Genomic DNA, 12,809 nt, shown 5'->3' with positions numbered 1-12,809 from the left:
AGGTTTTGGGCAGGTTTATTACTTGCCCAATTTCTTTTGTTTTACTGTTTTTCAAAGTCTCCTATGATGGTTTCCTTTTTTGAATGGTTTTTTGAAATTCAGAAAGAACCGCACCAGAGGCTGTTTAACTGGCTTCCGTTTTCCATGGGGGATATTATCTATGTGCTGCTGGGAATAACCCTTGTATACAGCCTTATTACCCTATTTAAAAGAAAAAACAGACAGCCATCCCTCATCAGAATCCTAATGATCGCAAATATCTTTTATTTTACGTATCAGGTATTTTGGGGAATGCTTTATTTTCAGACCCCCATTATTCATAAACTTTCAACTCAGGAAAAGCCTGAAATAGGAAAAGCAAAAAGACTAGCACTCCATTATCTTGAAAAGTGTAAAGCCACCCGACAATCTGTACATGAAGATCATAATGGAATATTCGTTGTTACTGATCTGAAATCTGTACAACAGGAAATATTAAGACAGCAAACTAAGCTTCCGTTCAATATTTCTGATAAAAAAGCACCACAGGTTCTTTCCATAAAGCATAGTTTATTTAAAAGTGTAATGAGCTATACTGGTATTTTAGGCTACTATAATCCATTTACAGCAGAAGCGCAATACAATTCTGAGCTGCCCTCTACTTTTATCCCTTTCACAACAGCCCATGAAAGTTCCCATCAACTTGGTTTTGCCCGGGAGCAGGAAGCCAATTTTGTAGGGTACCTGATGGGGATAAATTCCACGAATTTAGACTTAAGGTACAGTACAGAATATTTCACCTTAAAAAGCCTTTTACGATTTATTGTGGATGAAGATCCTGAATTTGTAAAATCCGTGATTAAGAATTACTCTCCGGCAATGAAAAGAGACCGTGCTTATGAAAGAAACTTCATCTTTAAACATCAGGGATGGCTTGATGAACTATTTGGGTTCACCAATAATCTCTTCTTACAAAGTAATCAACAGGAAGGTTCAGTCACCTACTCTTACTTTATAGATCTCCTTTTAAACTACGAAAAATAAACAAAAAAAGAATCGTATCAGGCGATACGATTCTAAAAACACAAATGATGAAAAAAAATTTATTACCTTGACTTGTTCCCTCATTCAAGGCGATGTAAAAGTACGACATATTTTATAAATACAAAAACATTTTATTTCTTTTTTGAAACTTTATGAAAACTTTATGATTTTTTAAGTTTCTTTGAGTTCGCATTATAATATTACGAATCATAGTCAACCCTCACATCAGGTAGTAAAATAACAACCAAATTATAGTTAAGCTGTTAATTCCCTACAAATCTAAACAATTGTTTAAATTTAAAATATTCCAGTTATTCTCCATTTTGCCCAAGTAGAAAATTGGAGTTATCAAGATGCAAAATGAAGATATCTCTACTATTTAAATCTTAAGAAATCGCCATGTATAAAGCTATTTTTTAACTCCAAACAAGACCATGAAAGGGAATCCAGAATACTGTTCATAATTATCCAAAAAAATGACAGAAAGACTATTTTTTTACCCGTCAACTTTCAAAATGATGGATTGAGCAAGATATGATGATGCAAAAAAAACAATTTGGGGGATTTGAAACAGAATATTTCTTTTATAAGGACAGCCTGTTTTTAAAAACAAGTGATTTATAATATCGAAACAAGTAATCATAAACAATCATTTCAAATAATCGCTGATTCGAGACAAACATTCTGTTAATGTGCATATGAAATATACTTTGAAAAAAATCATGAACAGCCCCCTGATAATGTTCCATGACATGTTTCAATTCTTTTTCAGACTCACGAACCTCTGTTATAATATCCTGTCTGAAAGCCAGATACTCATCCGACTCCAAAAATTCAGAATACTTTAAAATAAATGTTCTGTATTTTTTATCCAGCCGGCTGTTGAGTCTTTTATCTGCATTAAATTCCTGCTTGAAAGCCAAGTTATCTTTTTTTATCCAATCGAATTTCATCAGCAACGGTAAACCAATGCATTCCAATAAAGTATCGATATAAAAAAGTGATATGATTATTTTATCTTCATCATCAAAATGAATATACTCATTCAGGATGCTGCTACTGCTCTTCCAGAATAAAAACTCAGCCTGCTCAATAGTATCATTACCGTATCTTTCAATCTCCCGCTGATAAGTATCCAATATCATTCCTGAAATTTCTCCTGAAGCAATATATTCCTTTAAGCAGTCCTTTATTAAAGCAAATATCTTATTGAAATGAGAAGAATCTGAGAGTTCAAGCCGAACCCGAAGATGGGGTCTGGGATCATTGTAGCGGATAAAAAACCACTTTTTGATCCAATTCTCTTCCTGAAAGTTATGCAACAATGGGTCTACAGCTTCTTCCAGAATAATATCTGCTGTTTTGATTCCCGTATAAATTTTAATATACAGCCATTCACTTCCCGGAATAAACTCTCTTACAGCTTTCATCATTTATCGTTTTTATAAAAAGAAAATACGAACTGATAGGAAAAATCAGTCTTTTCGTGATGAAGAAATTCCTCAATCGTTACTGACTTCTTTATTTCTACAGTATCTATGAATAGTTTTACAGAATCATAATTCTCCAGATTTAATATCAATGTATTATCCAGCTTTGTGAGCTGTACCCATTGAGGTATTTTCCTTTTATTTCTCCAAATTTTAAAAGTGGATAAAAATAAATCTATCTTTTCTGTTTTAAATAAAAAGGGGTCTATATCTTCTTTTCTGATCTGCCATCTCGCCTTTACCAAAATAATATTTTTATATTCCACCCTGGGCAAAAAATGATAGATACGTGCCAGATCACCCCAATCAAAACCAAGATCCGGACAATGAGTCTGGAAATAAAGGTCAGAAAGAAAATGATAAACAGGCAGTGAATCTGATGAATAATTATGGGCATTGGTAAGATAAGGTCTTACTTCTTGATTATGTTTTTGGGAACGTAGAATAATCTTGTCATTTTTGAGAGAAATAGACAGATCATCTATAGCAATTTGCTTTTCTTTTGGTAATGTAGAAGCTGCCAGATAAGGGATCTCGTATTCTCTAAGAACCGGGCGGCGGATTACATTTCCTATTCTGGCTTCAGGAAGATGAACTATTTCGGCTAAAATAATATCAGGATTAAGTCTTTTTTCTTTCTCTGTGATGCTCCTTGTATAGCTACTGATATCTGATTTTCCGGAACAGAATCTGGCATACAGCTCTGCGGCAGAGCTTCCTCCCCCTCTGTATACATGTAATTTTTCCTGACCTTTATCGGTATATATTTCAGCCATAACTGACAGGGTATCCGGCAAATCAGTCCAGTTTTCTTCAAAACCTTTAAAATCTTCATCAAAAAGTTCAATAGAATATTGATTTTCCTGTAAGCATTCTTGAATTTTGCTATTTAAAATAACCTGTACAGCATTCAAATTAAAATGTAGTCTTTTTTTATCTGGTAGCTGAGGAATGACCAGATCTTCCAAATAAGGATGTAAGGCTCTGGCCGTCTTTCCCTGTTGGTAGCCTATCCCGATTTCGGTATCCATAACGTAAGAAAGGGCAACTTCTTTTGTATCAAATTTTTCTCGAAAGGCATTCTTGAACCTTTCAAAATCCGATTCTCTACTTGGGATGTTGATTTTATTAAAAAATGCAATCGCTGTTTTTAGTGTTTTTTTCCAATGTATGGGAAGCTTAAAGCTATTTTCAAAATACAAGTCTGTTTGAAACAGGAATTTCTTTTCATAGTCTACCTTAAGTGAACTTAGTAAGTCTTCGGTTTCTTTATACGGTTGTGTTGAATTGCCAATCTTCTTATCCAGCTCTTCAAGCTTTCTTCGTATAGCTTTCAAAGTATGAGCTTCTGTTTCTAACTCAAGCTCTGTTAAGATTTTAATAATGATATTTAAAAAGTCATCTCCGGAAACATTAGGCTCCAATTGGCTTACCAAAATTTGATTTTCAATAAGCTCGTGGATAAATTCTGCGGCTTCGAGTTCTGTAATTTCACCTCGGTTCAAGACCTGTATGAGTTCATCCGGAGTCTTTCCGTTTTGGGTTTTATTCAAAATTTCATCAAGTTCATTCGATCTGTCAATTGACGAAATTATATACTGTCTTTTCCCTTCAAGATATTCATATTCTACATATCGAATCCTTCGCCCAACATGGTAAATACTTGTATTGGGGAAATACAGTAATTTTTTATGTATTTCAGGTATTTTTGCTAAGTGCTGAGATAATGCCACCAGAAAGTGCATATCCAGTTTTGTATCTCTTACGCATGTCCTCTCAAGCTCATCATGAGCGTTTTCTTGAAATACTCCCAGTCCAACTCCTGCAAACAATCCGAATGGTGTACATCTGGCACTCATCCGATTATAGTATTTCAAAATGGTCTGCTTTAGTTTCGCCTGTTTCTTTGTTGATAAAGGCTTTCCTCCTTTCATCCACTTTTCAATTTCTCCATATAGATAGGGAGAAGCCAGATAAACTGCTTCAAGGTAAATAGGATCAGAGCAGATCTTCTTCAGGTCTTCCTCTGAAATTTTTTCATTACCCATCTTCTCAAGAAAAACATTAAGAGGAAATAATGGGGAGCGGAAAATATACTGTTCAAAGAACTGATAGGGAAAGCGGGACATTTTACTTTTTAGGATTTTCTTTAGGCTGATAATCAGGATGCCCCAATTGCCAAAATGCGAAAGCAAAGATATCACCTAAGCCTGCGTATCTTTGTGCCATAGGAATATTACTTCCATGACCGCCCTCATAGTCTATTTTTAATAAAACAGGATTGCTTGAAGCGTTACCAGCCATTAATTTGGCTGCAAATTTAGTGGGTTGCCATACAATCACCCGATTATCATTAATTCCTCCGGTTATTAAAGTAGCAGGATATTTTGTCCCTTTTTTAATATGGTGATAAGCGTCCATTTCCAATAGGTTTTTAAATTCTTCCGGATTTTTAGCTGTACCGAATTCTTTTATATTGCCTTCTCCATTGGGTGTATTTTCAAATCTAAGCATATTTGTCATTCCCACTTCAACAATGGCGGCTTTATATAGATCTGGCCTTTCCGTCATTGCTCTGCCAACTGTAATTCCACCTGCACTGGTTCCCCAGATAGCTGTTTTATCTTTTGAGGTGTATTTTTCTTTTATTAAATATTCTGTACAATCAATTAGATCTTTCCAGGAATTAGGTTTGGTTTCTTTATAGCCTCCCAGGTGCCACTCTTCTCCTTTTTCTCCTCCACCTCTCACATGAGCAACGGCTACAATACCTCCCTGATTTGCCCATAGCAAATAGCTTTTAGCATAAAAGGGACTTCTTGAAATACCATAGGCTCCATAGGCATCTATTAAAGTAGGAGCTGTCCCATTTTTATTAAGAGTGCTTTTGTTATAAATTAATGATAGGGGAATATCTTCATTATCTCTTGACTTTACCGTTAACTCTTCTACAACAATATCTTTAAATTCAGGATACTCAATAAGAGGGGTCAGGTTTTCAGGAACAAATGTATTTTCTTTTACATTATATTTAAAGCGCTGTCCCTCATTTAACCAGCCGGAGCAGGTTATCCATAGGTCTGAAAAATTTTTCCCTTTAGACTGCAAACTAATATTTCCAGAAACATAAGGTAATGATATGGGCATTTCTTTTCCGTCTTTATATAAATAAAGCTTTGCATCTACCCCATTTTTTGTGGTTGTAAAATAAATACCGTCTTTCGTGATTGTATAACTTTTAATAACTTCATCTTTCTTTTCAGGAACTAAAACTTCCGGATTTTTAAAATTAGCATTCTTAACGCTTGTTTTACACAGCTTAAAATTTGGAGAATTATACCCTGATAAAAAAATGATTTCTTCTCCTGCTAATCTTACATAAAATACTTTGTCTTCCTTATTATATAATGTAGTCCAGTTTTTTTTTCCTTTTAATAGGTCTTCTTTTTTGATAACAAAAGTCTTTCTGTTATCTTCTACATCTACCAGTATTCCAATATAATAGGGATCATCAGCATTGAAAGCCAATATGGCAGGAAACTTTTCTGCACTTATTTTTAAATCGGGGTTATTTATACTGGAAAAAACAACATTTCTCTTGTTGGGGTCCTCTCCTATTTTATAAAGAACTGATTCTGTATTACTGGAAAATAAATCAGAGGTAATATCAATAACCGGGTAATAGATATAGAAGAAACCGGTATTATCTTCAAGCCATTTTATTCCTCCTACAGAAGAGGGATTGGTTTGCGATATAATTTCAGGATAGATTTTTCTGTTGGAAACATTCATTACGATAACCTGAGAAACTTCTTTTCCTTTTTCGGCTACAGATATTGCAAGTTTATTACCATCCCAACTCGGACTTATTAAATTTACTGAATAACCATTGATTGAAATCAATGAATTATCCTTTAAGTTAGCAGGGTCATATAGCAGTACTTCCTGCCCATTAAGACCTTCTTTATAATATACTTTTGCTATTTTTTCATCAGCTCCTTTCTTCAGATAGAAATATCTGTCATTGGCTGTAATTTTTAAATCGGATACAATATATCCTTGCCTCTGGTCCAGAACCAATCTTTTCTTTGCATAATAATCACGGTTTGAAAGTGTATTTAGAATAGCATCCGCCTTCTCTGTTTGCAACTTCATCCATGATGTGGTTTTTAAATCCCGAAGATCTTCAAGATTTCTGTAGGGATCCACAATATTAGTCCCGAAATATTTATCTGTAACTGGAAAGGAAGGGGCATTTTGTGCGTCCAATTTTAAAAAAAAAAGAGTAATAACAAAAAGTAACTTATTCATTTTAAAAAAACTTATTATCTTCCTGTATCATGTCCTGTTCTCGGTTTGCTACCATTATCCATATCCTCACAGTCTTCTGATGCAAAAACGGCTTGAGTCCCTCCGAAAACTTTTCCTGGATTATTAATTTTAGTGAGTTGTAATTTTTTAAGAGATAATTTTTTTTCAGTTTGTTTTGCTTTTTTCATTGTAATAAATTTAATAATCTTACTATGCAAATAAAACAATATTTTTCTAAAACCAATCAAATTTTTATGATAATTTACAAATCACTAGGAACAAGTGATATATCAATAAACTATATCCTCAAACGTTGCACTTAACAAAATCAATCTCACTATTCTAAGAAATAAGTTTTATTTTTGTACAGGTAAATAAAGCACAAGACCAGGAAATGAAATATCTCCAACTTCTATTTTTTATCGTATTTGGTATTACCAATGCACAATCTACTCCTATAAACGATTCTCTTAAGGGAGCTTCTTATTTAGACTTAGAAAATAAATTTTACGATTATAACTATAAAGGAAAGTCTGCTGAAGCAGGACTAATAGCAGAATATTATTTGCATAAGGCTAAAAGAGAAAAAAACAACCCTCAAATAGCTGAAGCATACGCTTATAAATGCATCAACGCCAATAAGGAAAACGCTTTTAAGTATATCGACAGCATGGCCATGGTTGCCAAAAAGATTTCTGATAATGTATATCCCGCCCGTATTTATCTATTAAGAGCTAATATTTTTTTTAAATATGATAATCAAAAACAGGCATTAGATAATTATATAATAGGTTTAAAGTATGCCAAGCAAAAAGGGAATAAAAGACAAATTGCACTGGCAGAAACCAATATTGCCTACCTAAACAGTTATGTAGGAAAGCATGCTGAAGCCGCCAAAGTATTAAGATACTATTTAGTAAATGCTGATTATCTGAATGAAAATGAAATAGAAAAGATACGAACAAACTTAGCGGATACCTATATTGAGATCAATAAAATGGATTCTGCTAAAATATTAATTACAGAGGGGTTACAGGCCTTTAAGAAAGCAGATCCTTATAAATATCATCAGTATTTATCACTCCTAACTTTTTATAATTTAAAGATGGGTAAATTTCAAGCAGCAGCTGAATCTTCCCAGAAGAGTAAGCAGTTTTTTCTGAAAGATGGTGATACAAGAGATATAACGTATTCATTTTTCTATGTGGCACAGGCTTATGCAGGGCTGCAGCAAAAGGAAAAAGCGGCAGAAAATTTTGTAAAAGTAGACTCCATTGCAAAAAAAGATAACTACACATTCCCTGAACAAAGAGAAGTATATACCTATCTTATAGATTATTATAAAACAAAAGAAGATAAACAAAAACAGCTATATTATATTGATCGTTTCTTAGCAATAGACAAGCTCTTAGATTCCGAATACTGGTACCTTTCAAAAGAGCTTCAAAGAAAATATGATACTCCTAAACTTCTGGCGGAAAAACAGGTGATCATTCAGGACCTGAAAATTAAAAAATATTTATTTTACACATTAATTGGTGCCTTAATTTTATTGCTTATTACTGCTGTAATTTTATTCTTCAAAGCCAGAAAAGCTGAAAAAAGACATAGAAAGATTGCCCAGGATCTGATACGCGCGGTAGAAGAAAATAAACCTGCCCCCTACACCATTGCAGATACATCATCCGAAGAAGAAGATACAGATTTAACACCTACCTCCTTTTCTAATGAATCTAAATCTCCAATTGGTAAACCATTTGAATTAATTGAAGTAACGGATACAACCGAATCAAATAATAAACTTCCTAAATCCCTTCCACAAGAAGCCACTGAACCTATTCTTGAAGCCTTGAAAAAGTTTGAAAATAAAGAACAATATCTCACAAAAGGAATCACCTTAGGAAAACTGGCAAAAAACATTAACACCAATACTTCTTACCTGTCTGAAGTAATCAATGTTTACAAAGAAAAGAACTTCACCTCCTACATTAATGATCTTCGAATTGACTATACGCTCAATCGTCTGGTGCATGATAAAAAGTTTCGTTCTTACAAATTACCAGCTATTGCCGAAGAGATTGGTTATAATAGTGTACAGGCTTTTCATATGGCTTTTAAGAAAAAAACAGGTACTACACCCTCCATCTATATAAAAGAGATCGAAAAACAGATCACAGACAAAAATAACTGATTTACAATATCTTACAATCCATTTTATTTATGAATTTATATCCAAATTTATAAATCCTTAGCCCTTTTGTTTTTTTATTTATTGCAGCCTCTGTATGTTTGCTTCAGGTAAAAACACAAGATTTATTTTTTGTATGTGTACAGTACAAAACGTAAATACCAAAAGCTGATCAGCGACTCCCAAGCCAGGGAATATAAATGGCAAAATATTAATTTTAAAAATTAAAAAAATGAAAAATCTAAAAGGACTAAAGGGGAACTTTTCTTCAATGGAAAACAAAAAATTACAAAGAACTGATTTAAAAGCTATCCAGGGAGCTGGAGACTATAGCTATGTGGAAACAGATTGTGGTTCGACTTGTTATGATAAAGAAACTTGGAAAGATGGAAAACGCCTGAGTACTTTAAAAATAGACACAAGCTTAGATTAATATTCAGCAATAATAGAGGGTTAATCCCTCTATTTATTCTCTTTTTTTGACAGTCAATTGAGTTACTCGTACTGATAAAGTTTCAAAACATTAATTTTAGCCACGGCTAGGAAAATTTATGAGAAATAAGATTTGGAACTCTTCTTCCTATATTCTAGTAGTCATTTTTTTTATTTTTTCTGCATGTAAAAACAGAAGCTTAAACTATGTCAACTATTATAATAAGGTTAACGAAATTGACAGCCTATACCGTCTAAAAAAAGACACTCTTATTACTATTAAGGAATACAAAAAACTATTCAGGAAATATCCTCCTAAGAATCAGGACCGTATTGAAGAATTTACCAATTATATCATACTTGCAGACAAAAAAGATATAAACTTTGGGGGCAAAAAAAATCTAAAAAAACTAATAACCCTGATTGCTCCTTATCATAAAACTAACAAAGATTTTTACTGGCTTTATCAAAAATATGGAATAGACAGTCTTGAAGTTGAGCAAACAGTTGCTCAATGGAAAAAAAATCTTAATCAAAAACTGGTGGATTCTTTTACTGTTGCTTTCAAGCGTGATCAAGATAGCCGTAGAAGCGGCAACAGTTCGGATATTTTCAAGAATGATGAAAAAAATGCTAAGCTATTAAAATGGATGTTTGAGAATGATGGCTTTCCCAGTATGCAGAAAATAGGTTTGTGGAATGGGGATTTTTTTATGCCATCAGGACCAGTGCTACTTCATATGGCTGATTACGACGAGTATCAGCCATATTTTAAAGCCAAAATACTGGAATATGTAAAATCCGGTGATTGCCCTCCCCGGGATTACGCAGCAATGATAGACCGAAATAATATACACCATAAACAACCCTATACGTATGGAGTATATCAAGGTTATGAAAATATAAAAGACACTATTACCGTCAATCGTAACCGTAAAAGTATAGGATTACCTAGCATACAGCACGCCCAAGCTATCATTAAAGATTTTGCTAAAAAGAATAAAAAGGAAAAATGATACTGATTATCTCTCAAAATCACGAAATCACGACAACCGAAGTTATAAAGTGGCTGTTAAAAATGGGTAAAAGCTTTATTCGCGTTAATGAGGATGAAGTTTTTGATATTAAGACAAAGGAAAAACGGATTTATATCGAAAGTCACAGAAACTGTTTTTTTATTGACGAGATTACCAGCGTATGGTACAGAAGAGGTGGCCTGAACTTTAGGCACGTACAGTACAAAAATGAATCTATCAATATTAATATGAATGAATACCAGCATTGGCTGGAAGATTATATCAAAAAGACACTAGAATCAAAAAAACATATAAACAAGGAAAGCAACAGTGATGTTAATAAGTTACTTGTGCTTGAAAAGGCACAAAAAATAGGTTTGGATGTTCCCTCTTATTTTCTGGCAAGTAATACAGATGATGTAGTTTTAGATAAAACCATCATCAAAACCATTGGAGGAAACCCAAGAATGGAAAATATTATCAAGGATTCCAGTGGTATGATGTACACAACTGTTGTTAAAGAAACTGAAAATGAAGACTTTTTTATCACTTTTTTTCAGGAAAAAATTGAAAAAGATTTTGAAATCAGGAGTTTCTATCTGAATGGAAAAATCTGGTCAACGGCAATATTTTCACAAAATAATGAACAAACCAAGGTTGATTTCAGAAAATATAATGATAAAAAACCCACCAGGAAAGTCCCCTATGATCTTCCAAAAGATATTGAAGAAAAAGTGTGTTTACTCATGCAATCCTTGGATCTGAATTGTGGTTCTCTGGATTTTATTAAAAGTGGAGACAAGCATTATTTTCTGGAAATTAATACTGTGGGACAGTTTTTGGGTCCCTCTGTGACCTGTAATTATTCATTGGAAAAAGAAATAGCAGATTACCTATGAAAAAGAACTTCATGACCAAAGAAAAGCAAAAACTGCCTCTTACGTTTAAATATATTGATGTTATAAAAAATAAAAGCCGCGAGAAAAAACACCCTAATATAACGGTCTCCTGCGAAAAATACCAAACAGATTTCTATGTGAAGCTGAAACCTTATAAATGTTTGACAAGATTGATATGAGATATTTCAACCTATTCAGTAATATTACCATCACAAAGGGAGTTACCAGGATACTTATTTCTGACCTTCAGAGGAATATATCAGAACTGTACCCTTTAGAACTGTATGAGCTGATTGAAGAATTGAAAGTAAATTCTCTTGAAGATCTTGTTAAAAATTATGATGATGAATCTCAAGAAATTATCAATGAATATTTAGGTTTCTTGTTGGAAGAAGAATTTGGTTTTATTACTGAAAATGATTGGGACAAAAATTTCCCGCCACTTTCTCACAGATTTCAAGACCATAGTGACCTCTCTAATATTTTTATAGAAATTAATGATCTACTCACTCTTGACAAAATAAAACATTCTATTGATAACCTGGGTGTTAAACATTTGGTAATCTACAGTAAAAGGGAGTTTTCAAGAGAAGAGTATCAGAATATTGATGATAAATTTAAAGACTCAGTCTTAGAAAGTATTGAAATATTTGCTCCTTTTCATGAGGGCTTAGATAAATCTTTTTTTCAAGCTCTGAACCAAACTACTTCAAGAATTGATAGTCTTATTTTTTATAACTGCAAAAAACAACCTTTTAAAAACAATGAAATATTTAGGTTTACCATAAACTTTAACCATGAAAACATTCAAATATCCGCTTGCGGAAAGGTAAACCTTAAATATTTCAATACCAATCTATCAAAAGTATTGGAGGCCATTAATCACAATTCCTGTCTGAATAAAAAAATAGGTATTGATATCAACGGAAATATTAAAAATTGTCCCTTAATGCCGGAAAGCTTTGGAAACATCCATACCTCAAGTCTTGAAGATGCCTTGGCAAAAACTGGTTTCAAAAAGTACTGGAACCTTACAAAAGATCATATTGATGGCTGCAAAGATTGTGAATTTCGGTATGTCTGTACAGACTGCAGAGCATTTACAGAAAGAAATAGGAAGAATAAGGAGGGGCTTGATATTTCAAAACCTTTAAAATGTGGATATGATCCTTATACCGGTGTATGGGAAGACTGGACAAAAAACCCATTGAAACAAAAAGCAATCAAACATTATCATATGGACAGGTCTTTTAAAGCAAGGCCAACGTACTAAAAACATAAGAATTTATACTGATCCCCACCAGATCATTAGCTATATACTATCATATAGTTCCTTTTACTCCCACAGATGCGCTACAATGAATGTCAATTTAACCATGAAAACTTTTAAATATTCATCTGTGGGAAAATGGAACGAACGCGCACCTCTTTTTATAATGTAAGATATATT

At 33.2% G+C, this 12,809-nt stretch carries 10 protein-coding genes; 6 read left to right on the top strand and 4 right to left on the bottom strand.

All coding sequences use genetic code 11. The features are described 5' to 3' along the window. Window positions 1–63 precede the first annotated feature (63 nt). Complete coding sequence (locus C7D53_RS20165) at window positions 64–1,023, top strand: DUF3810 domain-containing protein (RefSeq protein ID WP_228422456.1); 960 nt, start codon at window positions 64–66, stop codon at window positions 1,021–1,023. 584 nt (window positions 1,024–1,607) lie between these two features. Here C7D53_RS20165 and C7D53_RS20160 read toward each other — a convergent pair. The 4 genes from C7D53_RS20160 to C7D53_RS21070 are packed head-to-tail and all read right to left on the bottom strand — an operon-like array spanning window position 1,608 to window position 7,012. Then, window positions 1,608–2,456, bottom strand: a complete 849-nt coding sequence (locus tag C7D53_RS20160) for a thiopeptide-type bacteriocin biosynthesis protein (protein WP_228422454.1) — start codon at window positions 2,454–2,456, stop codon at window positions 1,608–1,610. Next, window positions 2,453–4,642 (bottom strand): lantibiotic dehydratase family protein, encoded by a 2,190-nt coding sequence (locus C7D53_RS20155; RefSeq protein WP_106918194.1) that lies wholly within the window; start codon window positions 4,640–4,642, stop codon window positions 2,453–2,455. The genes C7D53_RS20160 and C7D53_RS20155 overlap by 4 nt, the downstream gene beginning before the upstream one ends. Window position 4,643: 1 nt before the next feature. Continuing rightward, the gene (locus C7D53_RS20150) at window positions 4,644–6,824 is read right to left on the bottom strand and encodes a prolyl oligopeptidase family serine peptidase (RefSeq protein ID WP_106918193.1); all 2,181 of its coding nucleotides are present in this window, start codon (window positions 6,822–6,824) and stop codon (window positions 4,644–4,646) included. 14 nt (window positions 6,825–6,838) lie between these two features. Then, complete coding sequence (locus C7D53_RS21070; protein ID WP_162926237.1) at window positions 6,839–7,012, bottom strand: hypothetical protein; 174 nt, start codon at window positions 7,010–7,012, stop codon at window positions 6,839–6,841. A gap of 206 nt (window positions 7,013–7,218) precedes the next feature. Here C7D53_RS21070 and C7D53_RS20145 point away from each other — a divergent pair, with 206 nt between their 5' ends. The 5 genes from C7D53_RS20145 to gwsS all read left to right on the top strand — a co-directional run bounded on the left by C7D53_RS20145 (window position 7,219) and on the right by gwsS (window position 12,632). Continuing rightward, entirely contained in the window at window positions 7,219–9,015 is a 1,797-nt protein-coding gene (locus C7D53_RS20145) for a helix-turn-helix domain-containing protein (protein WP_106918192.1), read from the top strand. A gap of 229 nt (window positions 9,016–9,244) precedes the next feature. Further along, window positions 9,245–9,445: a TIGR04139 family peptide modification target gene (locus C7D53_RS20140; RefSeq protein WP_106918191.1), complete on the top strand. Its 201-nt coding sequence runs from the start codon at window positions 9,245–9,247 to the stop codon at window positions 9,443–9,445. Between the two features lie 118 nt (window positions 9,446–9,563). After that, the gene (locus C7D53_RS20135) at window positions 9,564–10,460 is read left to right on the top strand and encodes a hypothetical protein (RefSeq protein ID WP_106918190.1); all 897 of its coding nucleotides are present in this window, start codon (window positions 9,564–9,566) and stop codon (window positions 10,458–10,460) included. Then, window positions 10,457–11,359, top strand: coding sequence for a grasp-with-spasm system ATP-grasp peptide maturase (gwsG, locus tag C7D53_RS20130; RefSeq protein WP_106918189.1), 903 nt, complete (start codon window positions 10,457–10,459; stop codon window positions 11,357–11,359). Before C7D53_RS20135 ends, gwsG begins: the two co-directional genes overlap by 4 nt. 157 nt (window positions 11,360–11,516) lie before the next feature. Next, window positions 11,517–12,632: a grasp-with-spasm system SPASM domain peptide maturase gene (gwsS, locus tag C7D53_RS20120; protein WP_228422452.1), complete on the top strand. Its 1,116-nt coding sequence runs from the start codon at window positions 11,517–11,519 to the stop codon at window positions 12,630–12,632. The last annotated feature ends 177 nt before the right edge of the window (window positions 12,633–12,809 follow it).

The organism is Chryseobacterium aurantiacum, from assembly GCF_003020585.1.
GTDB classification, from domain to species: Bacteria; Bacteroidota; Bacteroidia; order Flavobacteriales; family Weeksellaceae; genus Chryseobacterium; species Chryseobacterium aurantiacum.
The sequence above is the reverse complement of the archived record's forward strand: the minus strand, read 5'-3'. Positions and strand labels throughout refer to the sequence as shown.

What these genes read in the sequence shown, in the direction of transcription:
- C7D53_RS20165 (WP_228422456.1), top strand. Translation starts at nt 64, where the DNA reads ATGATGGTTTCCTTTTTTGAATGGTTTTTTGAAATTCAGAAAGAACCG.
- C7D53_RS20160 (WP_228422454.1), bottom strand. Translation starts at nt 2,456, where the DNA reads ATGATGAAAGCTGTAAGAGAGTTTATTCCGGGAAGTGAATGGCTGTAT.
- C7D53_RS20155 (WP_106918194.1), bottom strand. Translation starts at nt 4,642, where the DNA reads ATGTCCCGCTTTCCCTATCAGTTCTTTGAACAGTATATTTTCCGCTCC.
- C7D53_RS20150 (WP_106918193.1), bottom strand. Translation starts at nt 6,824, where the DNA reads ATGAATAAGTTACTTTTTGTTATTACTCTTTTTTTTTTAAAATTGGAC.
- C7D53_RS21070 (WP_162926237.1), bottom strand. Translation starts at nt 7,012, where the DNA reads ATGAAAAAAGCAAAACAAACTGAAAAAAAATTATCTCTTAAAAAATTA.
- C7D53_RS20145 (WP_106918192.1), top strand. Translation starts at nt 7,219, where the DNA reads ATGAAATATCTCCAACTTCTATTTTTTATCGTATTTGGTATTACCAAT.
- C7D53_RS20140 (WP_106918191.1), top strand. Translation starts at nt 9,245, where the DNA reads ATGAAAAATCTAAAAGGACTAAAGGGGAACTTTTCTTCAATGGAAAAC.
- C7D53_RS20135 (WP_106918190.1), top strand. Translation starts at nt 9,564, where the DNA reads ATGAGAAATAAGATTTGGAACTCTTCTTCCTATATTCTAGTAGTCATT.
- gwsG (WP_106918189.1), top strand. Translation starts at nt 10,457, where the DNA reads ATGATACTGATTATCTCTCAAAATCACGAAATCACGACAACCGAAGTT.
- gwsS (WP_228422452.1), top strand. Translation starts at nt 11,517, where the DNA reads ATGTTTGACAAGATTGATATGAGATATTTCAACCTATTCAGTAATATT.